A 24,765-nucleotide genomic window follows, 5' to 3' on the forward strand; every position below is an offset into this window, starting at 1 on the left:
GCTCCCGTACACGGAAACCCTCAGCCGTCCGAGGACGACTTCCCGCCCGCCACCTTCGCGTCCCGCGGCCCCGCCTGCCCCGGCAGGTTCAGCGACGCCGCCGTCAGGCCCGAACCGTCGCCGTCGCCCTGCCCGTTGATCCGCGCCAGCAGCACGTCGCGCTCCGGGGTGTCCTCGGGCTTGAGGAAGCCGATCACGATGTACAGCACCAGCGAGACGGCCAGCGGGACCGATACCTGGTACTGGAGCGGCACCCCGCCGTCGACGTTCCAGTTGATCGGGTAGTTGACCAGCCAGAAGGCCAGCAGGCCGCACGCCCAGCTGACGAGCGCCGCCGTCGGACCCGACCGGCGGAACGTCTTGAGCATGCCCAGCATGAACGGGATCGCGATCGGACCCATCAGACCGGCCACCCACTTGATGACCACGGTGATGATGTCCTTGAACGTCGGCGAGTTGACCTGCGTCGCGATCGCCATGGACAGCGCCAGGAACGAGATCGTCGACAGCCGGGCCGCCGCCAGTCCGGCCCGCTCCGACCAACTGCGCGCGGCCTTCGACAGGACGGGCGCGATGTCGCGGGTGAAGACGGCCGAGATGGCGTTCGCGTCGGAGGAGCACATCGCCATGGTGTGCGAGAAGAACCCGACGATGACCAGGCCCAGCAGCCCGTGCGGCAGCAACTGCTCGACCATCAGGGCGTACGAGTCCGAGGCGTCCGGCTTCTGCGCCTTGACGAGCAGCGGGGCGCACCACATCGGGAAGAACAGGACCAGCGGCCAGACCAGCCACAGGATCGCCGACAGCCGCGCCGAGCGGGTGGCCTCACGGGCGTTGGCGGTCGCCATGTAGCGCTGCGCCTGGTTCCACATGCCGCCGTTGTACTCGAAGGTCTTGATGAAGAGGAACGCCATCAGGAACGTCACGGTGTACGGCCCGGCCACCGGGTCCGCGTGTCCCTCGGGGAGCTTGTCCCACACGGTCCACAGCGCGCTGAAGCCGCCCAGCTTGCCCATGACGGCGATGAGCATCGCGATCCCGGCGAAGAACTGGATGATGAACTGGCCCAGTTCGGTGAGCGCGTCGGCCCACAGTCCGCCGACCGTGCAGTAAATGCCCGTGATGACACCGGTGATGAGGATGCCCTGGTTCAGGGAGAGCCCGGTGAAGACGGAGAGCAGGGTGGCGATGGCGGCCCACTTGGCGCCCACGTCCACGATCTTCAGCAGCAGACCCGACCAGGCGAGTGCCTGCTGTGTCCGTATGTCGTAGCGGTTCTTGAGGTATTCGAGCGGCGACGCGACGTGCAGCCGTGAGCGCAGCCGGTTGAGGCGCGGCGCGAAGAGCTTCGAGCCGATCCCGATGCCGATCGCGATGGGCAGCGACCAGGTCACGAAGGACGTGACGCCGTAGACGTACGCGATGCCCGCGTAGCCGGTGAACATCACCGCGCTGTAGCCGGACATGTGGTGCGAGATGCCGGACAGCCACCACGGCATCTTGCCGCCGGCGGTGAAGAAGTCGCTGACGTTGTCCACGCGCTTGTGCGACCAGATGCCGATCGCGACCATCACACCGAAGTATGCGATGAGCACGATCCAGTCGAGGCTGTTCATGTGCCCCCTCCAGGGGTCCGCCTTGTGAACGTCGATGCTCTTCGTCAGTACGTCCGGATCAGCGGTGGCCCCGTGCGGGAGCGGGGACTTCGGGGATTGAACCGCTTGGCGCGGCGGCGGGTCAAGGCCTCCCGGGGTCATAAATGTGAACGGGGATCAGAAAGCCGAACGATTTTACTCGTTCTTGACCCTACAGGCCGTTGTCGTGAACGTGACGACGACCACACGATGAGCGAGCACTTCGTCAGAGTCGGAGCTCGGAGCGTCCGACCGTTCACAGGCAAAAAAGACGACCGCCGGGATGCGGGTCCCGTGCGGTCGAGTGAGGGAGTGGGGAACTGGGAGTCGTGGAGGTGGGGAGTGGGGCCATGGCTGAGCCCCCTCGGCCAGGACGGCGGACCGGTCGAGAGGGCTCTCTCCTTGGGGTGTCAACCCTTGGGGTGTCAACGCGGCTGTTGTCAGCCGATGTTGAACGCGCCCCTGCTCATTTCCTGGACGAAGGCATTCCACGATGCGGGGACGAAGGAGATCGAGGGCCCCTCGGGCGCCTTCGAGTCCCGTACGGCGATGGACTGGACCTCGGGTGATTTGACCTCGACGCAAGCGCCGTTACCGCCGGAATACGAGGACTTCGTCCACGTGTCCGTAGCGCCCTGAAGAATTGCCATGTTCGCTCCGGTTCAGCAAGTGGTGGAACATCTCGCCAACTTCCTGCTGGCATGATCGACGCTACTCGTCCGCCTCCCTGGGCGGGACGGGCGTTCACTCGTCCGGATGGCATATCGGAGGGAAGGCTTCCGCGCTGGGGCGGTTGAGGTGTAACGTGCCCTCACCCTCGCGGGAATGTGTATCTAACCGACATTCAGGATGCGTTGAGGGGTACCGGGGAGTGCCCGGGGAAGCGGCGTCAGGGGCTGCGCCAAGGGCTGCGTCAGGGGGCGGCCGGCGTACGGTCGGCGCCCCCCAACTGCCTCAGCGGGCGTATTCCTTGGCGATCTCCGCGATGAACTGCCGTGTCTGGTCGACGTTCAGGGCCTGCGCCCGCAAATGCTCGTACATCACGCTGTACCGCTGTACGTCATTGGCCTTCTCCAGGTAAAGGTCGCTCGTCACGCCCTCGATGTAGACCACGCTGGAGTCGGACGCGTCCGGGAATTCGAGAATGGCGTAATGCCCCGAGATCCCGGGGTGCGCGCCCATGTCGAACGGCAGCACCTGCACCGTCACATGCGGGAGTTGGGACTGCTCGACGAGGTACTCCAGCTGCTCGCGCATCAGTTGGCGGTCGCCGACGACCCGGCGCAGCGCGGCCTCGTCCACGACGGCCCACAGGCGCAACGGTTCCTCAGTGGTGGTGACGCGGTCCTGGCGCCGGATCCGTACCCCGACCCGCTTCTCCACGTCACTGACGGCGGACTCGGGCAGCGCGCCGTTGATGAGCGCCTCGGCGTACCTGCGGGTCTGGAGCAGCCCGGGGACCACCTGGGGCTCGTACACGCGCAGCGAGGCCGCGTCGGTCTCCAGGCCGATGTAGACGCTGTACGGGATGTCGCCGAAGGCGTGCCACCAGCCCTGCTGGCGGGAGTCCTTGGCCATCTGCATCAGCGAGTCGACGATGCGGCTGTCCTCGACCTCGTACACCCCGCACAGGTCGCGCACGTCGCGCTGGCTGATGGAGCGGCGGCCGTTCTCCAGGCGGCTGATCTTCGACTGGGAGACCAACAGGCGTTCCGCCACCTCCTCGGCCGTCATGCCCTTGAGCTCACGGAGCCTGCGGAGCTCCTGACCCAATCGGCGTCGCCTGACGGTGGGGTTGACGTTGGGCGCCACGGGAAACTGCACCTCCGGCTGCGTAGCTGTACGTATCTACTGCTCAGCAGACTGCCACCAATGGTCCCAACTGCGCTGGAAAACGGCCACAGAGACGAATGCGCCGGTTTTCGCGCGGGGGCGCCGCCGGGCCGCGGGCGCCTCGCCGGGGGCCGGCGGGGCCGCGGCGCGGGGGCGGAACAGGGCCCGGAACGCAACACGCGGGGCAGTCCTGGAGTCAGGTCTGCCCCGCGTGTCCTGTGCGGCTCCCGAACCGGGTCTGGGGACGTCGGTGCGGCGGATTGCGTGGTGGTGCGGTGGAGCTGCGGTGCGGTCAAGACGTATCGCTGCGTGTCGCCGCCTCACGGACCCGCGCGGCGCGGCGCGGGCGTACGACGGTCAGTGCGCCGCGACACGAGCCATGCCACTCGCGTGGTTCGGCTGCATCGGCACGCCCCCCGGCCGTCCGCTCGGAGCCGCCTGCGCGCTCCGCTCCGGTTGGCCGCGGTGCGATTGAGCGCCCGCACCGTTCTGGACGTCCATGACGGCGTGCGCCACGAGACCGCCCATGGGGTCGTGTCTGATCAGGTCCCGGAGGCGGGAGCGCGACGAGCGCCCCTCGTTCCCGGGGTACAGGTGCTTGCCGAGTCCGACCGCGTGGGCCAGTGCGGCGAGCGCCGCGGTCCGCGGGTCCGGCGGTACGCCGGTACGGATCGCACTGTCCAGCCGGGCCCTGATCTCCCGGCTGATCGCCGTCTCTGTCGCCTGGTAGCGAGTCGTCGGCAGCACTCCGCACATCTGGGTCGAAACGGCATGCACCATGCCGCACCGCTCCAGGTGCGAGAGGTAAGTCTGGCGCAGCCCCAGGCGGGGCCCGCCAATCCAATGGACAGCCCGAACCGGGCTGCCGCGTCTGCGCAGCAGTTCCAGTGCGGAGTCCAGAGTCGGATCTCCGGTCGGCCGTGGCATCACCACGGCGATACGATCCCCATCGGGGGCTATCCGTCCTGCCAGAGCCAGCTCTACTAGCTGTGCCCCGGCCAGGCCGAGGTCGAGCGACTGCGGCTGCGCTGTGGTACCCGTGGCCGGGTCCAGAGCGAGAAGCAGAAGCTCCTCCGGAATTGTTCTGCGGCTCTTGCCCATCCATGCCTCCCCGCGTGGATGAATGACAGGGTGACCCCTCTCACAATGGTCTGTCGAGAGTGCCTGGGTGCTTTGTGCGGGAACCGTTATGTATGTCGTTCTCGTCTAGCACCGGAACGCGGGTTCCTGACAGGAAACTCGGAGATGGTTCGGACACGACGGCGCGTCGCGCGAGGTGCCGTACGAGACATGAAGGAGACGCGGTGGCGGGCGAGTCCCCCGGCAAGTCGGAGCAGCAGAGGTCGTCGGGGGAGACGACTCCGGGTGAGCGGGACCCGCGCCTAGCGGTCTTCCGCGACGCCGCGGCCGAGACCCCCGAGGACGGCGCGACCAAGGTACTGGGCACGCTGCCCAGCCCCCTGCCCCCCGAGCCCCACGAGGCCGACGCAGCCGACGCCGACGGAGCCCCCGCCGGCCCGCCCGGCGAGGACGCGGCGGCGGGGGAGCCCGAGGGCGGGGCTTCGCGGGCTGGTGCTTCGGGCGCCGGGGCAACCGGCGACCGGGCTTCGCTGGACAGTGCTTCGCGAGGCGGGGCGCCCGGCGACCGGGCTTCGCTGGACGGTGCTTCGGAGGAGAGTGCTCCGGGCGGCGGGACGTCCGGGGGCCAGGCTTCGCGGGCTGGTGCTTCGGAGGACAGCGCTTTGCGCGGCGGCCAGGCTCCGCAGGACGGGGCTTCGGACGACAGCGCTTCGGGGGAGGCCGCTTCGGGTGGTGGGGCGCCCGAGGCGCCGGCTGCCGGAGGGGCGCAGGACGAGGCTCCGCTGTCTGAGGGCGCGGCTGCGGAGGGCCGGGAGGCCCCCTCGGCGGTACGGGGAGCCCGGGGCGCGGCTTCCGACGGCGACGCTCCTCGGAGCGAGGCCCCGCAGAGTGACGAGGCTCTTCGGGGTGAGGCTCCGCAGGGCGAGGGCTCCGAGAACGACGCTCCCCAGGGCGGGGGCTCCGACGGTGACGTTCCGCAGGGCGGGGCGTCCCGGGGTGAGGCTCCGCGAGAGTCGGCTTCCGGCAAGGACGCGGCTGAGGCGCGGGTTTCCAAGTCGTCGGCGGCCGCCGCGTCTTCCGGAAGCCCCGCGGTCGCGGAGACCGTTGCCCGTTCGGGGGACCCGGCGCGTACGGAGGCCGTCGCGGCGTCCGGCGAGACGGGTGACGCTTCCAAGATCCCGGCACCCTCCGGGACTCCTCGGGCTTCCGAGGCCCCGGCGTCCGAGCCCGAGGGGGCGTCGGCTGCCGCTGACGCTTCCGAGAGCCCGGCCTCCTCGGGCGCCCCGAGCGCCCCCGCGGCCACACCGGACCCGAGCGCCTCGGCGGCCGCATCCGCCTCCAGCACCCCAACCACCCCCACCCCGGCGGACGATCGCTCGTTCGAGCCCGGGGTCGCTCCTGCGGCCGCCTCCGGCCTTCAGGGGCGCGGCGCGGGCGATTCCACCGAGCCGGACGCTCCGGAGGCCGACAAGGGCCGCCAGGAGGCTTCCGGGGCCACGTCCGGCCGGGACGAGAAGTCCGCCCGCGAGGATTCCGATTCCGCGCCCGACACCGAGGCGTCGGCACCGACGGACCCCACCGCGCCCGGGATCCAGGACGATTCGGGCTCTTCGGACGCCGAGTCGCGGGATTCCGCTTCGGGGGATCCCGAGGCACCGGGCGACGGCGACCGCGACGACCTCCCGGACGCTCCCGCGAAGTCCGAGACCTCGGCGAGCACGTCGTGGGGCCGCTCCCGTACCGCCGCCGAGGACGCCCCGGCGGCCGACGTACCCGACTCCGATCCGCCCGTCGACCGTGAGACCGCCGTCTTCAAGGCCTTCGAGCGGACGCGGCCGGAGCCCGTCGACCAGCCCACCACCACCCTCAAGGTGCCCACGCCGCCGCCCGCCAGGAGCAACCCCGGCACCAGCGCCAGCACCTTCGTACCGCTGCGCAGGGACGAGAAGTCCGAGGTCCGGGCCACACCCCCGCCCTCCAAGCCGACCCCGTTCCCCGGCTCCACCGGAACCGGCACCGGCACCGGAAACAGCACCTCAACCGGCACCAAGACCGGCACCGGCACCGGCACCAACACCCCCCTCCCCACCCCCACCCCCGCCCTCTCCAACGCGGAACGCACGCGGCAGCAACCCATGCCGCCCATGCCCCCGCTCGACCTGCTCGCCGAGCTCACCAACACCCCGCCCCCACCCCAGACCCCGGTCCGTACCGCGGTCCGGCGGGTCAAGATCTGGACGCCGCTGGTCCTCCTCGTACTGATCATCTTTGCGATCGTGCAGGCCCTGCGACCGCTCCCCGACCCCAAGCTCGCCCTCACCGCCCCCGCCACCTTCACCTTCGACGGCGGCAAGCTCGAACTGCCCTGGCCGTCCGAGGGCCAGGGAGCCGTCGAGGTCGAGGGCGTCGGCAGCCTCGGGAAGTACGGCGCCGGCAAACCCGCGCCCATCGCGAGCGTCGCGAAGACCATGACGGCCTACGTGATACTCAAGGACCACCCCATCACCGGCAAGCAGGTCGGCCCCAAGATCGAGGTCGACAAGCAGGCGGGCGAGGAGTCGAACCGTCCCGACGAGTCGACCGCGCCTCTTCAGGAGGGCCAGGAGTACACGCAGAAGGAGATGCTCCAGCTCCTGATGATCCCGTCGGGCAACAACGCGGCCCGGCTGCTGGCCCGCTGGGACGCCGGCTCCGAGAAGGCCTTCGTCGCCAAGATGAACGCGGCCGCCAAGGACCTCGGCATGACGAACTCCACGTACACGGACCCGAGCGGCCTCATGAAGACCACCGTGTCCACCCCGGCCGACCAGCTCAAGCTGGCCGAGGCGGTCGTCCAGAACGACGTGTTCCGCGAGATCGTGAACACCCCGGACATCGAGATCCCCGGCATCGGCAAGCGGATCTTCAACAACAACAAGATCCTCGCCGAGCCGGGCGTCAGCGGGATCAAGACCGGCTCCTCCACCCCCGCCGGCGGCAACCTGCTCTGGACCGCGCAGACGATCATCGACGGCCAGAACCGCCGGATCATCGGCATAGTGATGGGCGCCCAGCAAGCCACCACCCTGGACGACAAGCTCAACCTCGCCATCCAGAACAGCCTCAAGCTGATCCAGGCCGCCCAGGACGGCGTCACGTCCGCCGCGGTCGTCAAGAAGGGCGAGGTCGTGGGGCACGTGGACGACGGGCTGGGCGGTACGACGGCGGTCGTCGCGACCAAGGACCTCAAGCCGGTCGGCTGGGGCGGCCTGAAGGTCACGCTCAAGCTCGGTGACAAGGGCACGAAGGTCCCGCACACCGCGAAGGCGGGCACGGTGGTCGGCGAGCTGACGATCGGCAGCGGCGACGGCAAGGTCTCCACCCCGGTCGCCCTCCGGAAGGACCTGGCGGAGCCCGGCTTCGGCGCCAAGCTGACCCGTATCGGCTGATCCACGGCCGCACCCGGTCCCCACCCCGGGGAGAGGGGTCTCACAAGCCCCTCTCCCCGGCGAGCGTGCCGTGCTAGCGTCCGAAACGGACATCTGCTGAACGGGGCAGGGCAACTGTGGGACGCGGGGACGGCGTCCTTAGGACATGGGCCCCCGGCGCACGCGGCAAGGCGGCGCGCGGAGGGGTATGTCGGGGAGACGTGGAGAGCCGCAGTGACCACCACCGAGCCGCCCCGTACGGACGGCAGCACGGACGGCAGGACCATCTACGAGAGGGCGCTCGGAAGGCTGCCCGCGCCCCCGGACACCGACCACGACGAGCGGCGCGATCACGCCGACCGGGACCGGCCGGGCGACCACGGCGAGCACCCCGAGCACGACGCCCCCAGCACTCCCAGCGCCCCAGCCACCTTCGCCGCCGGCCTCCGCGACCGCGTCCGGAGGCACCCCGTCCTCTTCACCGGCGCCCTCGCCGGCGTGGTCCATCTCCTCTGGTTCTTCTTCTTCGCAAACAGTGGCGGGGACATCGCGGCCCAGGACGCGTGGGCCGAGTTCGTCGGCCGCCACCCCGACTCCGCGTACAACCTCGCCTGGTACGGCGGGATGCACCCGGTCTCGTACAGCGTCGTCTCCCCGTACCTGATGTCGGTCCTCGGCGTCCGTACGACGATGATGATCGCCGGGACCGTCTCCGCCGCCCTGCTCGCCCTGATCCTGGTCCGCGTCCGCGCGGTCCGTAACCCCGTCGCGTGCTCGCTCGCCGGGGTCTTCGCCTTCCTCTGCAACGCCCTGTCGGGGCGCGTGACGTTCGGGCTCGGCGTGATGTTCGCGCTCGGCGCCGTCGCCGCGGTGTTCTGCTGGCCGCACCGCTGGCGCAGGAAGCGCTGGCTCAAGGCGGTGGCCGCCGCCCCGCTCGCCGGGCTCGCGACCGCGGCGAGTCCCGTCGCCGGACTGTTCCTCGGGGTCGTCGCGGCCGCGCTGTTCGTGAACAAGCGCCGCCCCGGGGCGTACGCGCTCGGCCTCGCGCCGGCCCTCGTGGTGGCCGTGTCCGCCTGGCTGTTCCCCTTCTCCGGGACGCAGCCGATGTCGATCGGGACGGCCTCGCTGCCGTTCCTCTTCGCGGTGTTCATCGTGGTGCTGGTGCCGCGGGACTGGCGTACGGTACGGGCCGCCGCGGCCGTCTACGGCGTCGGCGTGCTGCTGACCTGGGTGGTCGACTCCCAGATCGGCTCCAACGTGTCCCGCTTCGCGATGATCGTCGCGGGCGTGGTGCTGCTGGCCGCGCTCCCGTACACCCACCCCGGCTCGCGCCGCTGGATCGCGCTGCTGGTGGCGTTCGCCGGCCTGAACTTCTGGATCGGCTTCAAGGGCGTGGACGACATCGTCCGTACCGCCCCCACCGCCTCCTGGACCCGCGAACTGGCGCCCCTGGTGAACCAGTTGCAGCGGGCGGGCGCCGAGCGCGGCCGGGTCGAGGTGGTCCCGGCCAGGAGCCACCGCGAGGCGTCGGCGCTCGCCCCGTACGTCAACCTCGCCCGGGGCTGGAACCGGCAGGCGGACATGGAGCGCAACCCGATCTTCTACGACGACACCCTGTCCGCGGACAACTACCGCGGCTGGCTGGACCGCTGGGCCGTGCACTTCGTGGTGCTGCCCAAGGGCAAGCCCGACACGGGCGCGAAGGTGGAGGCGGAACTGGTCCAGAAGGGCCAGCCGTACCTCAAGCACGTGTGGGGCGACGCCAACTGGCAGCTCTTCGCCGTCGAGGACCCCATGCCGCTGGCCGACCCGCCGGCGACGGTGGACCGCGCGGGCGCGGGCGAGCTGACGATCCACGTGAAGACGGCGGGCCGGGTGCTGATCCGTATCCCGTACTCGCCCTGGCTGGGCCTGGTCGACGCGGACGGCAAGAGCGTGCTGCCGCCGCAGGAGACGGAGGCGTCCAAGGCGGACGACGACGGCCCGAAGGTCTACACGAACCCCAACGGCTGCCTGATGAAGACCGAGGAGGACGCGGAGGGCGACGAGTGGACCGAACTCCTCGCCCCCCGGCCCGGCGTGTACCGCCTGGCGGCGCCGTACCAACTGCCGCGCGGGACGGGCTGCCCGGAGGAACTGCGCTGAGGGAGGCGGAGCCACCTCACGGCCCGGAAGGGACTACCTCACCGGGAACGCGACGTCACACACCTCGTCCGACGGTCCGGCCCCGTCCCAGTCCGCCTCGAAGTAGATCTCCCGGCAGGGCCCGGCGATCGTCAGCCCGCGCTCGGCGATCCACTCCTCCACGGCCTCGAAGGCGGACAGGATCTGCGGGTGCGCGACCTGGGCCTTGGTGATCCGTACGTACGCGAGCCGCTGCGCGGGCTCGATGCGCAGTCCGGTCGTACGGTGGTTCTCCGCCGCGTACGCCTCCGCCGCCCGGACATCCCCCACCGGCACACACGTCTCGGCGGGCCCGTCGCTGTCGAGGCTCACCTCGGCGTGGTAGGCGACGAACGGGACGCCGGCCACACCACCGCACTGTTCCGCCGCGCCCACGAGCCGGTCGAGGGCGGCGGGGATCCAGCGGGGCAGCTCGGCGGCCAACAGGTGCCTGCGCTCGGTGAGTACGGCCTGCTCGGCCACGTCCACGGTCCTGATCTCGTACATCGGGCTTCTCCTCCTACCGGACAATCGGTCACGGAGATAGGTGGCCACCGCGCCCTGCGTGGCATGACGTTCCTCGCGCTCGGCCCAGTACTCGGCGACCACGTCCGCCGCCCGCGGCCCGGTCAGCGCCACCACCTCGGCGATCCGGGCGAGCGGCATGTCGAGCTGCCGCAGCAGGGCCACCAGCCGGGCCCGCTCGACCTGGCCGGGGCGGTACCAGCGGTAGCCGGTGACCGCGTCGACCTGGGCGGGAGCGAGCAGACCGAGGTGGTCGTACAGGCGCAGCGCCTTGGGCGAGAGCCGCGACCTGGCGGCGAACTCGCCGATGGTGAGGAGTTCCGCGCGGTCGTCCGCGTGGTCTTCCGCCGGGTCGTTCGTGAGGTCTTCCATGGCCCCAATCTTCCGTCGCCGGGCCGCTGTCGGCCCGGTGACGGGAGGGTGAACCCTCCCGTCGGGGCAAGGTCAATCCCCGGCTTCCGGTTTCCGGCGGGGGCGTGATCGCGCATAGTGGGGCGGCATGAGGCCCGAGCACCCCGAGCACCCGTCACGCGTACCACTGCGCGCGGCGTTGGCCGTCCTGGTGCTGGGAGCCGTGGCCGCGGTGGTCTTCGCGGTCACCGGACGTGACACGGCGAACACAACGACCGACGAGGGCGCCCCCTCCACGGCACCGACGGACGTACAGCGGCCCCAACTCCCCGCCCTGAGGGGGGCCGTGGCGCCGACCCCGCCCCCGAACACGGGCTACTCGGTGTGGGCGGGCCCGGGTTGCGGGACGGGCAGGTACGAGGAGGCGGGCCGCTTCGAGAACGGCGACGCGGCCTGGTACACGGTGAAGTCCGGCGGCCACCAGGACGACGCGTGCGACGGCAGCTTCTCGGCGATGCCCATGTCGGGCAGCGCGAACGACGACCGCGGCTCGACGGCGACCTGGTCGTGGGAACTGGGCAGGGGTTACGAGACGTGCGCCCTGGCCGTCTACGTACCGGACAGCGGCAACGACCTCGACGCGGCGGGCGACCCCTCGGTCTACGAGGTCCTGTCCGACGCCTCCGACCCCCACTCCGGCTACGCGGCCTTCGGCGTCCGCCAGCCGGCCCACCGGGGGACGCTGGTGAAGGTGGGCAACTACCGCGTGAAGGGAACCGACTTCACGGTCCGCCTGAGGGACAGAGGCCAGGACTGGGGCACCCCCACCCGCATAGGCGCCCACCACGCAGCCGCCCAAATGCACCTCACCTGCACCTGACCGACCCACCTGACCTACCGACCTGACCTAATCACCTAACCCACCTTCGACCGGCCGGCGGCCGCCTTCAGCGCCGAGCCGACCAGGCACGCCGCAGCCACCGAGATGCCGAGAAGCTCCTTGTCGGGCGCACCGCGCTTGGCGAGCCCCGTCCGTATCTCGTCCACCAGCGTGTGGAAGAGAAGTGCCCGGCGGGGATCGGCGAGTACGGTCGCGGTCTCCTCGTCGACACCCCAACTCACCAGAGCGGCAGCGCAGTTGCCCGCGACGGCGAGCCGTGCGCCCTCCGCCACCCAGCCGCCGACATCCTCGGCCATCCGCTCCATCATCTCGACGAGCGAGTGAGGCGGCCGGCTCTGCAACCGGTCGAGCAAGGTGATGGTCCGCAGATACTCCTGGGGTTGCGTCGACAGCAGATCGGGCGACCGGACGACCCACTCCCAGTCGAAGACCGGCGCCGACCCGTCGAAGACAGCCGAGCGTTCCGTCGCGGTGAGCAGGGTGCCGAGGAAGAGCGTGGCGACGTTCCGTTCCCCTTCGTCGATCCGGTCGAGGAGCAGCTTGGCGCGGGTTCGCGCCGGCGGGTGGGTGGTGCCGCTGCGGACGAACAGGGCCTCCTCGGTCACGTGGACCGCGAGCATCGCGACGAGCGGGCCCAGCAGCGACGAGAACTGTATGGCCGGTTCCGCCGCGGTGCCCGCGAACTCGCGTTCCGACGCCCGTTCGGTGGCCCGGTGGGCCAGCAGGTCCGCGTCCAGTTCCAGACGCTGGTCGCCGGTGCACGCCGGGACGTGCTCGCCCGGCGAGAAGGCGCTCAGCGGGGTGCGGTGCTCCAGCACATGGTGTGCGAGCTCATGACCGATGACGAAGCGCGCGGCCTGGAGCGTGACCAGGCTGCCGATCTCCATGACCTGGGGGCTCGCCCGGTGCCCCAGCTTCGCGGACTTCCCGAACACCCGCTGGTTCACGTTGTAGTAGCGCAACAGCGCGGTGAGAACCGCTGGATCGCCACCCATCGCTCCCTCGCGGGCCGCGCGGAAGGCCTCGATCATTCCCCTGAGGGCGCCGCGCGCGCCGATCCGGGCCAGTCCGATCCCGGAGAACTGCCCGTACAGACCGGCCAGCGTGATGATCGAGTCGGAGACCTCCACCAGCCCCGAGCCGTCGTCGAACGGTGTCATCTGGGCCGACACGTCGTTCTGCGGGAACGAGCAGACGACCACGGTGTCCAGCCGTTCCTGGGCGAAGCCCAGGTCCCTCAGCGCCGTCTTCATCTCCTCGGTCACCTGCCGCATCAGGGTGGTCACCGGATCGTACGGCGCCGTCCCTTCGCTCTTGCGCCACTCCGCCACGCTCGCGTCGAGCTGACGGAGCGATTCGTGGTCGCCGAGCCTGACCAGTTCCGCACGGATGTGGGCCAGTTGGTCGGTGCGGTTCACCTGCAACCGGCGAAGCTTGCGTTCCGCCATCGACTCGCCACGGGTCATGACAGCGCCGGCGCGTTCGTACAGAAGGCTCCGAGGCCGATGCGCGCCACGAGCACCGCGAGCACACCGGCGGTGGCGGGCTCCTCACCGAGCTGCTGGAGCACCTCGTACACCGCGGCCGCGTCGAGCACCCGGTCCGAAGCGGTGGTGCCCAGCAGGCCCTGGACCTGCTTCTGGTGGCAGATCTTGCGTTGCAGCTCGCGGTGCTTGTGCTCGAACCACTGCTTGCCGAACCGGCGGTTGGCGCCCCGGTCCGACGGGGACATGCCGAGTCCGTCGTCGAGGAGGCCGGCACCGAGCAGCTCGAACAGCTCGTCGTCGGTCTTGTCCAGGTAGAGATCGAGGGTCATGGAAGTGCGTCCCCTGTGGTCCGGGCGGAGGGTCCGCCGCGCGGCGCGGCGGCCTGCCACCACCGTGCCACCGCCGCCGGCGCGGGCCCATCCCTCGCCGGATGAGTGGTACGCGCGGCCCCCTCACCCACCGGGTGACGCCTGTAGTCGTGCCCTCAGCGGCTTCAGCGGGAGAGGTGCTTACGAACATCCTCGGCGACCTGCTCCCGGGTGGTCATCCCGTACTTCCGGTAGATGTTCTTCAGATGCACCTTCACGGTGTTCGGGCTACGGCCGGTCTCGTCGGCCAACTCCCGGTTCCCCAGCCCGTCCACGAGCAGCACCGCCACCCGCTGCTCCACCTCGGTGAGCGAGAGGAAGCGCTGCTCGGGTCCCTCGTCGGCCCACAGCGCCATCTCCATCAGCTCGGTCTGGGTCTGCTCGCAGAGCCGTACGATCCCCGCGGCGGCGCCCCGCTCCTCGCCCTCACCCTCGTCCTCCACCATGCGCCGGGCGAGGCCGTGGATCTCGGACAGCCGGGCGGCCATGTGCTCCATGACGTGGTCCGAGGTGAGGGTCCGCGGGACCCCGCCACCGGGCAGGAGCATCAGGAAGGCCTCGGTGTCCTCCTTCTCGCGGGTCAGTACCCGCGCCAGTAACCCGGTGAGCCACTCGAAGGACCGGACGGCGTTGTCGTCGAAGGCGCCCGGCGTGTAACTGTGCATGGACACCATGCCGAACAGCACGTCGCGGGAGCCCTGTTGAGTCCGGAACATCGGCACCGTGACCGCGTCGGCGGACCGTCTGCGGGTGTCCCCGAACGAGATCCCCGCGTTCAGCACCGCGCCGTTGTCGTACGCGAAGCGGTAGGTCTGCCGGTTCTTGACCAGCCAGGCCGTCTGCCCGCTCGGCCCGTAGGTGTGGGAGGTGGGGTCGTCGAACACGCCCCCCTCGTAGCCGTACGGAAAGCGCACCCGGTCGGCGCCGTGCAGCAACCCCACGTAGAACGAGTCGAACACCGCCAGCTTCGCCGCCGTAGCCCGGACGTAGTCGTACAGGTCGTACCGATCGCGAGCGAGCCCGCCCCGCATCTTGTGATACGCCTCATGCAGGATCCCCACGCTCCTGGCATCAACCCGCACCAACCCACCCCTCCCAAACCCCGCCCCCACCCCACACCCCCTCATCGTGCCCCCAGACGACAATCACCAAAGCCCCCTAGCCGCCCCACTCATCCGCCCGGCGTCAGACCTCATCCCCCGAGGCCGCCGCCACCGTGTTGCGGCGCATCGGCCGTTCCCCCGTCTCCTCCGTACAGATCCCCCCGGAGACGCTCCTTGGCCGCTTCGAGGCGCGGGCCGTAGTCAGCCACGAAGATCTCACCCAGCGTCGTCTCCAGCGTTCCCGAGATCGCGTAGATCGGCGACCACACGGCCCGGTCGTGCACGATCCCGTCCAGATCATGGGACTGGAACATGACTCGATACAGCCAGTCCGACAACACAACCGCCTGATCGCGCGTAAGCCTGATGCTGATCCCGTCATCGTCCACCCCAGAGCAATGCTCAAGACCTGTGGATCGGTTCCGGGAGGGACGCGAAGGGCGTACCTTCCCGAATGATCCTTTGATGGTCACCCGCGTTCGCAGCGCGGGTCGGGAAGGCACGCCCATGTTCAGCGTAGTGAATGTCGACGGTTCCACCGAGTCCGGCTCCCTGATCGACGAGATCGTCCGCGAGGGTGCCCGCCGGATGCTGGCCGCGGCGCTGGAAGCCGAAGTCAACCATTACGTAGCCGAGTTGGCTGGCGAGACCGACGAGACGGGCCGTCGCCTGGTCGTCCGCAACGGCCACCACCGGCCCCGCACCCCCGACGGGATCCACCCGGAGGTCAGGCTCGGCCAGGCGCACTCGTGCGTGCTGGTCCTTCTCGGCGTCCGCCTGGACGCCACCAAAGAGGTGATCGCTCTGGCCGAGGGGCTGCGGGAGTCCGCTGACGCACGGCACCAGCGCTGCTGGGTCCACGAAGCCTGGAACGTCATAAACTGTCTTCCGAAGTCCGCCCAGCCGGGGGCGACGAAGGCGATGCAGGAGATCTACAACGCGGAGGACAGGGCCCACGCCGAGAAGGCGATCGAGGCGTTCGCCCGCACCTACGGCACGAAGTCGCCCAAGGCCGTCGCGAAGATCGCCGACGACCGGGACGAACTGCTGGCTTTCTACGACTTCCCCGCAGAGCATTGGGTCCACCTGCGGACCACGAACCCGATCGAGTCCACGTTCTCCACGGTCAAGTTGCGGACCAAGGTCACCCCCGGGGCCGGCAGCCTCGCCGCAGCCCTCGCGATGGTGTTCAAGCTGGTCGAGTCCGCCGGGACCCGCTGGCGCGCGATCACCGGGGCCCACCTCGTCGCCTTTGTCCGTTCCGGCGCACGCTTCGAGAACGGCGTCCTGGTCGAGCGCGCCGAGGCGGCGGCATGACCGCGCACGCCAACCCGGACAAGCACGCGGTCAAGGTCGAACTGCAAATCGACCAGGTCGCCGTCGTGACCGCGACCGAGGCCACCGCCACCGTGCGCTGCACACTTGGGCCCGTTCGTCGCGGAGCCCGCTTCGACCACATCCGCGACGCCGTGGAAGCCATCGACCTGGAACTGACGCAGATCCTCGCCTACCACCGCTCCGTCGAGGAGCTCGACCCCGTCCACACCGCGCTCGTGACCCTCCAAGGCCGAGGCGTCCGACACCTCACGTCAGCCACCCCGGGCTCCCGCTGGCAGGCGATCCAGGGAACCAACCCTCCAACACCATGAGCGACTTATCTACAGGTCTTGACTATTGCTCCGCGAAGCTGCGTCGTGAGGATAGATACCTAATCTGGCACCGGCACGAGCCGCTGGCAGCCAGAGAAATGATCTGCACATCTACGTGCGGCCAGCATCCGAGAGGTGCCACAGTACGGAGATGCTTGTAAGCCCGCTGCCCGGCGTTGACCGGAAGCACCTGCACAAGACGCTTAGCGCGGTGTGTCAGAGGGTCTCGAACCTCCACGCCGGCGGCCCGCATGAGTACTACGAACGACTGTTGGCCTACCTCGACTGGGCAGCATATGCCGTGGACCAGCTAGACACGCTGATCAGCAGTGCTGACCTCGATCGACTCGTTCTCACTAAGCGGCATGACCAACTGCTGGCCGGGCTGGACAGTTTCACGATCGGAACGACTCAGCGCCTCGTGAGCCAGCTAGTGGGTGCCGAGCTTCGTCAGCGGGCTGCGGCTCTCCAGGCCGCTACTGATGCGCTAGGACGGGAGATGCGGCAATGGCAGCTTCGCGGGCTCCCTGTGGTGGCTGACAGTAGTTTCTACGTCCATCATCCGGACAAACTGGAAGAAGCTGACTTTCCTGGGCTAATAGGATCAAAAGGTGCCTTCGTGCACCTCATGGTGCCGATGGTTGTAGTGGATGAACTCGATCAGCTCAAGGAGAGCAAGGCTCCGCAGGCGAGATGGCGGGCACGGTACACGCTGGCGGTTTTGGATCGCCTCTTCCAGAAGACCGCGGACCAGGCTGTGCTTCGTGAGGCCGACGCCGAAGAACTGCGAACTACCGGCCTTCGACGTGGCGAGGTGAGAGTGCAGCTCTTGTTTGATCCGCCAGGCCATGTGCGGCTGCCGATCAACGATGACGAGATCGTGGATAGGGCGCTGGCCATCAAGCCGCTGTCCGGGCGGGAAGTGACAGTGCTTACCTATGACACTGGGCAGGCAACCCGCGCACGCATTGCGGGCCTGCGTGACCTCAAGCTGAGTATGCCGGTTGGTGACGAGCTTGAGCCGCGCCAGGGCAGCACTAAGAATCCCCCATCCAAGGGAATGATGGGTTGAGGTGTCGGCCATTGGTTCGGATGGATTGGACATAAGCGGCTGCCTAAAGCCGCGGAGCCGACCGCCCAGCCACAGAGGTGTCTCCCACTTCTTGCCCGTAGCTCGCCAGCGCGCCGCCGGGCGCGGCCAGACGGGGCGCAGACAGGAGGCAGGCCCTGCCGCAGAGGCGGGCGCGGGCCCGCGCCCGTGCGCGGGCCTTGAACCAGTAGAGAAGGTGTAACTCAGTACGTGGCGTGGGGCTTGAAGTCGTACGCGCAGGATGGAAGTTCAAGGCTTCGCCGGTGTGCCAGGGGTAGGAAGAACGCTGGGGCTGTCCAAGTGATGCGTGTGCGGCCCTGGTTGATGGTGACCGTGCAGGGTTCCGAGCACAGGAGAGCTCTTCTCGTCCCGATGCGGCCCTCGTACAGCCATTCCCAGGCTTCGTCGGAGGCTCTGGGGTCCAGTGCTGGTGTGATGGTGCGCAGTGCACGGCACCGCCACCCTGCTCACGGCGGCCGGAGTCGTGCCCCGCGTCGTGATGGAGATCCCCGGGCACTCGCAGATCAGCATCACCATGGACGTCTGCACGCACGTTGTGCAGGACACGCAGCGCGAGGCCATGAGTCACATGGATCGGCTGCTCAGGAGGCGTCCGGGTCGTCAGTGACCGTGCTCGTGGATGTCAGAGGGGCCTCACCTCCCAAACTTGGGAGGTGAGGCCCCTCCGAACTGGTGCCCCCGGCAGGATTCGAACCTGCGACACCCGCTTTAGGAGAGCGGTGCTCTATCCCCTGAGCTACGAAGGCGGGGGTCTGTCTGGGGACGTTTCCGGGGTGGGGGCTGTGGGCCGCCGCCCTTGTGTGTCCTGGACAGACTGACGATCAGCTGGTGGGAGCCTGCGCGTCGCAGCCAGTGTAGCGGTAGGTGTCCGTGGCCGGGTGTGTGGTTGTGAGGGGGGCCGGGATAATCTGCCTCGCTCTGAATCGGCCACGGAGGGGTTTGCCATGACTCGTGTCTCGTCGTCCTTGCCCGAGCGGATCGAGCTTGTGGGTGAGGGGCTGGTGCTGCGGGACTGGACGGAGGCGGACCTCGGTGCGATGCCGGGGTTGTTCGATCATCCCGACATCGCCTACTGGACGCCGATCGTGTCGCCGTTCGACGAGGGGGCGGCTCGTGCCCGGTTGGAGCGGGACCGGCGGATGCGGGCGGAGGGGACGACCATTCTGCTGGCCATCACTCTGGACGGTGGTGTGCCGCTCGGCGAGGTCATGTTGCGGCGGGCCCCGGAAGGGATGGAGATCGGCTACGCGGTCGGGCCGGCGCATCGGGGGCAGGGGCTCGCGGTGCGGGCGGTGCGGGTGGTGGCCGGGTACGCGTTCGAGCAACTGGGCGCGGAGCGCGTCGTGTTGGAGGTCGAGGCCGAGAACGGCGCCAGCGTCGCCGTGGCCGTGAAGGCCGGCTTCGGACTGCTCGACGTGCCGCTGATCAGGGGGGAGGAGAAGGGGCGGGCGTATGCCTTGCAGACGTGGGGGTTGGACCGACCCTGAGGGTGTGGCGGTCCGCGGTCGGTCTGTGGTTGACCCGGGGGAGCGGGGCGCATAGCGTCCGGCGGTGTGGGCGATCTTGGGCGGGTTGTGGGGGCGTTGACCGGGCCCGGGGCGCCGTTCGCGGTGGTGCGCGGGGAGAGCGGGGGGCTCGTCTACGCGAGTGGGCCCCGGACCCTGCGGGAGTTCGTCGAGACCACCTGGGCCTACGGCGACCGGCCGTTTCTTGTGTGCGGGGAGCGGACCTGGGCGTACGGGGAGTTCTTCGCCTCCTCTGCCGCGTTGGCCGGGCGGCTCGTCGGGGAGTACGGGCTGCGGGGCGGCGATCGAGTCTGCATCGCCATGAACGATCGGCCCGAGTGGCAAGTCGCCTTCTGGGCCGTTCAGTTGGCGGGGCTGGTGGCGGTTCCGGTCGATCCCTCCTGGGGGGAGGAGCCGTTCTCGTACGTGGTGGGGGATTGCGCACCCCGCCTGGTGTTCGCCGAGCGCGATCGGTTGCTGCCCTCCGTTGCCGGTTGGGCGTCCCGTGCCGGGGCGCGGGTCGTTTCCTTGGAGGAGGAGAGGGAGGGTGGGAGCGGGGGATTTGATCCTGGCGTCGCGCCTCCTGACCTGGATGTGCGGGCCGAGGATCCGTCCACCATCTTCTATACGGGTACGGGTACGGAGAGGGCCGCCCGTCCCGGTCCCGGCGCCGTGGCCACGCAGCTTGCCCAGGCCGGTGCCGTTATGAACGCGCGCTTCCACGCCGCCGTCGCCGATCTCGGGCGGGGGCGCGTCCCCGGGTTCGGGCCCGTGGCCGCCATCCCCCTCACGTACCCCTTCTTCCACCCGGCCTCCTTCGCCGACGTCTATCGCGCCATGGCCGTCGGCGGCAGTCTGGTGATGAAGGAGAAGGAGAGGGAGAGGGACAACCCCGAGAAGAGTCTCCCCGTGGGGCTGGACCTGCGGCTCGCCGAGACCTCCGGGCCCGTCCTCCTCGACGGGCGGCCCACCCCCGTCACCGAGGTTCGCGTCGCCGGGCCCCGCGGCGCGTCCCTCCCCGACGGGGAGGTGGGGGAGCTGTGGGTGCGCGGGCAGTCGCTCGCCATCGGCTACTGGGGCGACCCGCAGGTCGGCCCAGGCCCAGCCTCAGGCCCAACCCCAACCCCAGGCCCAACCCCAGCCCCCGGCGCCTTCCCGGACGCCGGCGGCGGGTGGTTCATGACCGGCCTGCGGGCCGCGCTCGGCGAGGGACGTGTGGTGCGGTGGGACGGCGACGCGCGGTAGGCCGGCGGCGCGTGCCCTACGACCGCGTCACCCGCACCCTGAAGTCCCCGCCCCGCTCCTCCCCCACCACCGCGATCCGGATCCCGTTCGCCCGGTCCACGAAGGACTCGCCCGGGCGGTACGGCGCGTCCGACAGCTCCGCGTGCACGTTCGGCCGCCGCGTACAGCCCCCGCTCGTCTTCGCGCTGTCCGCCACCGTCACCGGCCCGCGTCCCGTGTCCACGCCCGAGTCCACCCGGTAGATCAGCACCCCCGGCCGGCACACCGCGTCGTCGTTGCCCGCCCGGGTCCGTACCTCGATCGCGTACCCCGCGTCCTCGGATATCGGCACGAACGTCATCTTCGGCCCGCCGGCCGTCGCCAGCGGCCCCAGCACGTGCTCACTGCTCCCGTTCGCCGCGGCGCAGCTGATCTGCGAGTCGTCGAGCCAGCCGAGCTTCCACTTGTGCCAGCCCAGCAGGTCGTTGTTGGCCCCCCAGTCCTCCGACATGATGTCCCAGTGCCCGACCGTGCCCCCGCCCTGCGGCGTGTAGAGGTCGGGCAGGCCGAAGACGTGGCCGTTCTCGTGGGGCAGCACCCGGTAGCCGGTTTCCGCGTACGACCCCGAGCCGTCGTCCTGGCGGCTGTAGACGAACGACGTGTTGGCGAGCGGCACGCCGTCCGCGTGGGGCGCGTCGCCGTTCCCCGAGAAGGTCACCGACAGGACCGTGTCCAGCGCCGAGGGGCCCGCGTTGGGCGTGACCAGGATGTTGACGAGGTCGTACGCGCTGAAGTCGACCTTCGGGTCCGCCGCCCGCACGATGTCCTCGACGAGCTTCCGGTAGCCGGGCTCGTACGGTGACCCGCGCACTATCCCGTACGCCGTGAAGTCCCGCGGCATCCGCAGCCAGCTCGTCACCGGGGCCTCGGGACGGTAGTCGAGCCGCCCGTACGAGCTGGTCCTGAACCACTCCGACGTCTGCGGGAAGAACTCCGCCATCCGCCCGAGCGCGGCCCCCGGGCCCGGCGCGTCGGGGAAGTCGATCATCAGGTTGAGGGCCCGGACCTTGCCGGTGGAGGGGGAGTAGCCGGGCGGTGTGGGCACGCCCTCGGACATCTGTACGTGGGAGGCGGACGCGATACGGCACGGGCCGAGGGCCGAGTCCTGGCCGGTGGCCACCGGACCCGCGCTGGCCCGGGACGGGGCCTGGAGTGTCGTGCTCGCCGTGGTGAGCGCGGCGAGGGTGAGGGCGGCGAGACCCGCGAGGGCGCCGATCCGGCCGGGTCTGCGGTGCCGGCCGCGGCGCGGACCCGAACGGCCGCGGTACGGGCCCGGCCGGCCGTCGTCCCCGCCCCTGCGTATCCGACGCGTCTGCTGCATGCGGTCGCCTCCGGGTCCGCGGCGGCGGGCCGGTCCTGACCGCTGCCTGTTCGATCACCCTCCGTCGGTCGGCGTGTCGGCGCTCGCTGGGTGCGCCGATCGTGCGTTTTTCGCGGATTTGTGCGTGTTTCGCGCATGATCCTTTTGGGTGTGACCCAGGTCACGCGAGGGAGGTGAAATAAGCGGGGACCCTCTCCCCGTTTGCACGTGTGTCGCAGGGAAACGGGGACGCGATCCCCGCTTACCGGGACCGGCTGAACGGTCGGACCGACATGTATCAGCCACATGCACGACACATGGGACACGTACGAGCCGTACAAGATGGTTGTACGACACGGACGAGGACGAGCAGGACCGACAGGACGAGACGAGCCGAGGGAGGGCTGGACGTGAGCACCACCGCCGCGGAACCACGTGTGCGCCGCATTCCCCGGCCGCGCGCCGACGCGCTGCGCAACCGGGAGCGGATCGTGCACGCGGCCCGCGAGATGTTCGTGGAGTTCGGCCCCGAGGCCGCGCTCGACGAGATCGCCCGCCGCGCCGGCATCGGGAACGCCACGCTGTACCGGCACTTCCCCGACCGGCGCTCCCTCGTCCACGACGTCGTGCTCTCCGTCATGGCCCGTACCGCCGAACAGGCGGAACGGGCCGCGATCGAGGAGGACGACCCGTTCGCCGCGCTGCGCCGCTTCGTGCACGCGGCCGCCGACGAACGGATCGGGGCCCTGTGCCCCATGCTCTCCGGTACGTTCGACCGGGACCGACCCGATCTGGACGCCCAGCGCGAGCGCCTCGAAGGCGCCGTGGAAGGGCTGATGGAGAGGGCGAGAAGGACCGGACAGCTGCGCACCGACGTCGCCGTGGGCGATCTGATGGTCGCGCTGTCCCAGCTCACCCGCCCGTTGCCCGGTACCGGCTGCGTGGACATGGACCGGTTCACCCACCGGCACCTGCAGCTGTTCCTGGACGGACTGGCCGCCCCGGCCCGCTCCGTACTGCCGGGCAAGGCCGCCACTCTGGAGGATCTGCGCCGCGCCGCTCCGTGACGCGCCCTGAACCAAGACCACGGAACAAGACCCACGGAACAAGACCCACGCAACAAACCCTCACCACAAGACGCAAGCAAGACCACGGACCGTACGTGAGGACCGCGCGCCGCGGATCTTCCAGACGAGACTTCACCAGGCTCACCAGACCCACCAGACCCACCAGGGCGGACGCACCGGACACGGTGCCGGAATCCGTCCGTCCATCACTCCGTCACCCTGTGACCCCAGTGACTCCATGACCTCGTAAGGCATGCACCGTCGCATGTACTTACGTACGTTTTCGCCTTTCTGCACCCTTAGGTGGATCCCTCCATGTCAAAAACAGCCGAAACCCGGCTCCCCGCCCAGGACGCCTCGGCTCCTGACCCGACCCGCTGGAAAGCGTTGGCGTTCATCGCGCTCGCCCAGCTGATGGTCGTCCTCGACGCGACGATCGTGAACATCGCCCTGCCCTCCGCCCAGAAGGACCTCGGGATATCGGACGGCAACCGGCAGTGGGTCATCACGGCCTACGCGCTCGCCTTCGGCGGTCTCCTCCTCTTCGGCGGCCGCATCGCCGACCTGTGGGGACGCAAGCGCAGCTTCGTCGTCGGCCTGTCCGGCTTCGCCCTGGCGTCCGCGCTCGGCGGCGCGGCCACCAGCGAGTACATGCTGCTCGGCGCCCGTGCCCTCCAGGGTGCCTTCGGCGCCCTGCTCGCCCCCGCGGCCCTGTCGCTCCTCGCGGTGACCTTCACCGATCCCAAGGAGCGCGCCAAGGCCTTCGGTATCTACGGGGCGATCGCCGGTGGCGGTGGCGCCGTGGGTCTGATCCTCGGCGGCTTCCTCACCGAGTACCTTGACTGGCGCTGGACCTTCTTCGTCAACGTCCCGTTCGCGGTGGTCGCCGCCCTCGGCGCCTACTTCGTGATCCGCGAGCCCGCGGGCGGCCGTAACCGCTCCGCCCTCGACATCCCGGGCGTGGTCCTGTCCACGCTGGGCCTGGTCTCGCTCGTGTACGGCTTCACCCGCGCCGAGTCCAAGGGCTGGTCCGACCCGACGACCATCGGTCTCTTCGTCGCCACCGTCGTGCTCCTCACGGCGTTCGCGGTGGTCGAGTCCAAGGTCAAGAACCCGCTGCTGCCGCTGCGCGTGGTGACCAACCGCAACCGCGGTGGTGTCTACCTCTCGCTGGGCCTCGCGATCATCGCGATGTTCGGGCTCTTCCTCTTCCTCACGTTCTACCTCCAGATCGTGAAGGGCTACTCGCCGGTCGAGACCGGCTTCGCCTTCCTCCCGATGATCGCGGGCATGATCATCGGCTCGACCCAGATCGGCGCCCGCCTGATGACCCGGGTGCCCGCCCGGCTGCTGATGGGCCCGGGCTTCCTGCTCGCCGCCGTCGGCATGCTGCTGCTGACGCAGCTGTCGATCGGCTCCTCGTACGCCGGTCTGATCCTCCCCGCGGAGGTCATGCTCGGCCTCGGCATGGGTACGGCGTTCATGCCCGCCATGTCCCTCGCCACGTTCGGCGTCGAGCCGCGTGACTCGGGCGTCGCCTCCGCGATGGTGAACACCTCGCAGCAGGTCGGCGGCGCGGTCGGTACGGCCCTGCTGAACACGATCGCGGCCTCCGCGACCACCTCGTACCTCGCCTCGCACGTCGCCGGTTCCGGCGGTCCGAAGCTGCTCCAGGCCGAGGCGCTGGTGCACGGTTACGCGAGCGCCATCTGGTGGGCGGTCGGGATCCTGGTCGTCGCCTCGGCGATCGCGGTCTCGTTCATCACCGCCGGGCGTCCGAACATGGACCCGACGAAGATCGCCGGCGGCGAAGGGGCCGAGGGCGAGGTCCAGGTCCCGGTCGCGATGCACTGAGGTTCGCTCGCGACGCACTGAGGGTGCCCGAGGAGAAAGCGGCGGGAGGAAGCGGCAGTAGAACGCCGTAGGAGATCGCCGCAGAAGAACGAAGCGCGGTCGGCGACCGCGTCGCACGGTAACGACGGATCTGCCCTGGTGTC

20 protein-coding genes, 1 tRNA gene and 2 pseudogenes are annotated in these 24,765 nt (G+C 69.8%); 11 read left to right on the plus strand and 12 right to left on the minus strand.

The genetic code is table 11. The annotated features are described in order from the left end of the window. Positions 1-20 precede the first annotated feature (20 nt). From HA039_RS20030 to HA039_RS20045, 4 genes are all read right to left on the minus strand, one after another. Complete coding sequence (locus HA039_RS20030) at positions 21-1,616, minus strand: sodium:solute symporter family protein (RefSeq protein WP_167031829.1); 1,596 nt, start codon at positions 1,614-1,616, stop codon at positions 21-23. A gap of 458 nt (positions 1,617-2,074) precedes the next feature. Next, positions 2,075-2,284, minus strand: coding sequence for a DUF397 domain-containing protein (locus tag HA039_RS20035; protein WP_167031832.1), 210 nt, complete (start codon positions 2,282-2,284; stop codon positions 2,075-2,077). Between the two features lie 304 nt (positions 2,285-2,588). Continuing rightward, positions 2,589-3,446: a helix-turn-helix domain-containing protein gene (locus HA039_RS20040; protein WP_167037184.1), complete on the minus strand. Its 858-nt coding sequence runs from the start codon at positions 3,444-3,446 to the stop codon at positions 2,589-2,591. 378 nt (positions 3,447-3,824) lie between these two features. Beyond that, entirely contained in the window at positions 3,825-4,568 is a 744-nt protein-coding gene (locus tag HA039_RS20045; protein WP_167031834.1) for a GOLPH3/VPS74 family protein, read from the minus strand. Positions 4,569-4,771: 203 nt separating this feature from the next. Here HA039_RS20045 and HA039_RS20050 point away from each other — a divergent pair, with 203 nt between their 5' ends. Both HA039_RS20050 and HA039_RS20055 read left to right on the plus strand, forming a co-directional pair. Then, the gene (locus tag HA039_RS20050; protein WP_243869601.1) at positions 4,772-7,975 is read left to right on the plus strand and encodes a serine hydrolase; all 3,204 of its coding nucleotides are present in this window, start codon (positions 4,772-4,774) and stop codon (positions 7,973-7,975) included. Positions 7,976-8,188: 213 nt separating this feature from the next. Next, positions 8,189-10,099 (plus strand): MFS transporter, encoded by a 1,911-nt coding sequence (locus HA039_RS20055; RefSeq protein WP_167031837.1) that lies wholly within the window; start codon positions 8,189-8,191, stop codon positions 10,097-10,099. Between the two features lie 33 nt (positions 10,100-10,132). Here HA039_RS20055 and HA039_RS20060 read toward each other — a convergent pair whose 3' ends face one another. Beyond that, positions 10,133-11,014 (minus strand): MerR family transcriptional regulator, encoded by an 882-nt coding sequence (locus HA039_RS20060; RefSeq protein ID WP_167031840.1) that lies wholly within the window; start codon positions 11,012-11,014, stop codon positions 10,133-10,135. Positions 11,015-11,141: 127 nt separating this feature from the next. On the opposite strand from HA039_RS20060, the gene HA039_RS20065 reads away from it, so the two are divergent. Next, positions 11,142-11,873: an adhesin gene (locus HA039_RS20065; protein WP_167031843.1), complete on the plus strand. Its 732-nt coding sequence runs from the start codon at positions 11,142-11,144 to the stop codon at positions 11,871-11,873. 35 nt (positions 11,874-11,908) lie between these two features. Here HA039_RS20065 and HA039_RS20070 read toward each other — a convergent pair whose 3' ends face one another. The 4 genes from HA039_RS20070 to HA039_RS20085 form a co-directional block, all read right to left on the minus strand. Then, positions 11,909-13,360, minus strand: coding sequence for a hypothetical protein (locus HA039_RS20070; protein WP_167031846.1), 1,452 nt, complete (start codon positions 13,358-13,360; stop codon positions 11,909-11,911). Further along, the gene (locus tag HA039_RS20075; protein WP_167031849.1) at positions 13,357-13,710 is read right to left on the minus strand and encodes a hypothetical protein; all 354 of its coding nucleotides are present in this window, start codon (positions 13,708-13,710) and stop codon (positions 13,357-13,359) included. Before HA039_RS20075 ends, HA039_RS20070 begins: the two co-directional genes overlap by 4 nt. A gap of 164 nt (positions 13,711-13,874) precedes the next feature. Then, the gene (locus tag HA039_RS20080) at positions 13,875-14,810 is read right to left on the minus strand and encodes a LuxR C-terminal-related transcriptional regulator (protein ID WP_208298662.1); all 936 of its coding nucleotides are present in this window, start codon (positions 14,808-14,810) and stop codon (positions 13,875-13,877) included. 131 nt (positions 14,811-14,941) lie between these two features. Continuing rightward, complete coding sequence (locus HA039_RS20085; RefSeq protein WP_167031855.1) at positions 14,942-15,241, minus strand: hypothetical protein; 300 nt, start codon at positions 15,239-15,241, stop codon at positions 14,942-14,944. A 118-nt stretch (positions 15,242-15,359) separates the two neighbouring features. Here HA039_RS20085 and HA039_RS20090 point away from each other — a divergent pair, with 118 nt between their 5' ends. The 3 genes from HA039_RS20090 (at position 15,360) to HA039_RS20100 (ending at position 17,573) form a co-directional block, all read left to right on the plus strand. After that, positions 15,360-16,169: a transposase gene (locus tag HA039_RS20090; RefSeq protein WP_167031858.1), complete on the plus strand. Its 810-nt coding sequence runs from the start codon at positions 15,360-15,362 to the stop codon at positions 16,167-16,169. After that, positions 16,166-16,501, plus strand: coding sequence for a hypothetical protein (locus HA039_RS20095; RefSeq protein WP_167031861.1), 336 nt, complete (start codon positions 16,166-16,168; stop codon positions 16,499-16,501). Before HA039_RS20090 ends, HA039_RS20095 begins: the two co-directional genes overlap by 4 nt. 271 nt (positions 16,502-16,772) lie before the next feature. Next, entirely contained in the window at positions 16,773-17,573 is an 801-nt protein-coding gene (locus HA039_RS20100; protein ID WP_167031863.1) for a PIN domain-containing protein, read from the plus strand. A 221-nt stretch (positions 17,574-17,794) separates the two neighbouring features. Here the strand turns inward: HA039_RS20100 and HA039_RS34085 are convergent. Further along, positions 17,795-18,052, minus strand: a pseudogene (locus HA039_RS34085) (hypothetical protein); the annotation flags it as partial. Between HA039_RS34085 and HA039_RS34090 the strand changes: the two are divergent. Continuing rightward, positions 18,034-18,219: pseudogene (locus tag HA039_RS34090) on the plus strand (site-specific integrase); the annotation flags it as partial. The pseudogenes HA039_RS34085 and HA039_RS34090 overlap by 19 nt on opposite strands. 63 nt (positions 18,220-18,282) lie before the next feature. Here HA039_RS34090 and HA039_RS20110 read toward each other — a convergent pair. Next, a tRNA-Arg gene (locus tag HA039_RS20110) sits at positions 18,283-18,358 on the minus strand. 198 nt (positions 18,359-18,556) lie between these two features. Between HA039_RS20110 and HA039_RS20115 the strand changes: the two genes are divergently transcribed. Continuing rightward, a complete protein-coding gene (locus tag HA039_RS20115; protein ID WP_167031865.1) occupies positions 18,557-19,099 on the plus strand; it encodes a GNAT family N-acetyltransferase in 543 nt (180 codons plus the stop codon). Between the two features lie 66 nt (positions 19,100-19,165). Further along, positions 19,166-20,362, plus strand: a complete 1,197-nt coding sequence (locus HA039_RS34430; protein WP_167031867.1) for an AMP-binding protein — start codon at positions 19,166-19,168, stop codon at positions 20,360-20,362. 16 nt (positions 20,363-20,378) lie between these two features. On the opposite strand, the gene HA039_RS20125 is transcribed toward HA039_RS34430, so the two are convergent. Continuing rightward, a complete protein-coding gene (locus HA039_RS20125; protein ID WP_167031869.1) occupies positions 20,379-21,722 on the minus strand; it encodes a M6 family metalloprotease domain-containing protein in 1,344 nt (447 codons plus the stop codon). Positions 21,723-22,111: 389 nt separating this feature from the next. On the opposite strand from HA039_RS20125, the gene HA039_RS20130 reads away from it, so the two are divergent. Continuing rightward, the gene (locus HA039_RS20130) at positions 22,112-22,768 is read left to right on the plus strand and encodes a TetR/AcrR family transcriptional regulator (RefSeq protein WP_243869604.1); all 657 of its coding nucleotides are present in this window, start codon (positions 22,112-22,114) and stop codon (positions 22,766-22,768) included. Positions 22,769-23,083: 315 nt separating this feature from the next. Next, positions 23,084-24,622 (plus strand): MFS transporter, encoded by a 1,539-nt coding sequence (locus HA039_RS20135; protein WP_167031873.1) that lies wholly within the window; start codon positions 23,084-23,086, stop codon positions 24,620-24,622. Positions 24,623-24,765: the final 143 nt, after the last annotated feature.

Origin of the sequence: Streptomyces liangshanensis, assembly GCF_011694815.1 — a bacterium.
Taxonomy (GTDB): domain Bacteria; phylum Actinomycetota; class Actinomycetes; order Streptomycetales; family Streptomycetaceae; genus Streptomyces; species Streptomyces liangshanensis.

Excerpts from the sequence above, each read along its gene's own strand:
- HA039_RS20030 (WP_167031829.1), bottom strand. The coding sequence starts at position 1,616 with ATGAACAGCCTCGACTGGATCGTGCTCATCGCATACTTCGGTGTGATG.
- HA039_RS20035 (WP_167031832.1), bottom strand. The coding sequence starts at position 2,284 with ATGGCAATTCTTCAGGGCGCTACGGACACGTGGACGAAGTCCTCGTAT.
- HA039_RS20045 (WP_167031834.1), bottom strand. The coding sequence starts at position 4,568 with ATGGGCAAGAGCCGCAGAACAATTCCGGAGGAGCTTCTGCTTCTCGCT.
- HA039_RS20060 (WP_167031840.1), bottom strand. The coding sequence starts at position 11,014 with ATGGAAGACCTCACGAACGACCCGGCGGAAGACCACGCGGACGACCGC.
- HA039_RS20065 (WP_167031843.1), top strand. The coding sequence starts at position 11,142 with ATGAGGCCCGAGCACCCCGAGCACCCGTCACGCGTACCACTGCGCGCG.
- HA039_RS20070 (WP_167031846.1), bottom strand. The coding sequence starts at position 13,360 with ATGACCCGTGGCGAGTCGATGGCGGAACGCAAGCTTCGCCGGTTGCAG.
- HA039_RS20075 (WP_167031849.1), bottom strand. The coding sequence starts at position 13,710 with ATGACCCTCGATCTCTACCTGGACAAGACCGACGACGAGCTGTTCGAG.
- HA039_RS20090 (WP_167031858.1), top strand. The coding sequence starts at position 15,360 with ATGTTCAGCGTAGTGAATGTCGACGGTTCCACCGAGTCCGGCTCCCTG.
- HA039_RS20095 (WP_167031861.1), top strand. The coding sequence starts at position 16,166 with ATGACCGCGCACGCCAACCCGGACAAGCACGCGGTCAAGGTCGAACTG.
- HA039_RS20115 (WP_167031865.1), top strand. The coding sequence starts at position 18,557 with ATGACTCGTGTCTCGTCGTCCTTGCCCGAGCGGATCGAGCTTGTGGGT.
- HA039_RS20125 (WP_167031869.1), bottom strand. The coding sequence starts at position 21,722 with ATGCAGCAGACGCGTCGGATACGCAGGGGCGGGGACGACGGCCGGCCG.
- HA039_RS20135 (WP_167031873.1), top strand. The coding sequence starts at position 23,084 with ATGTCAAAAACAGCCGAAACCCGGCTCCCCGCCCAGGACGCCTCGGCT.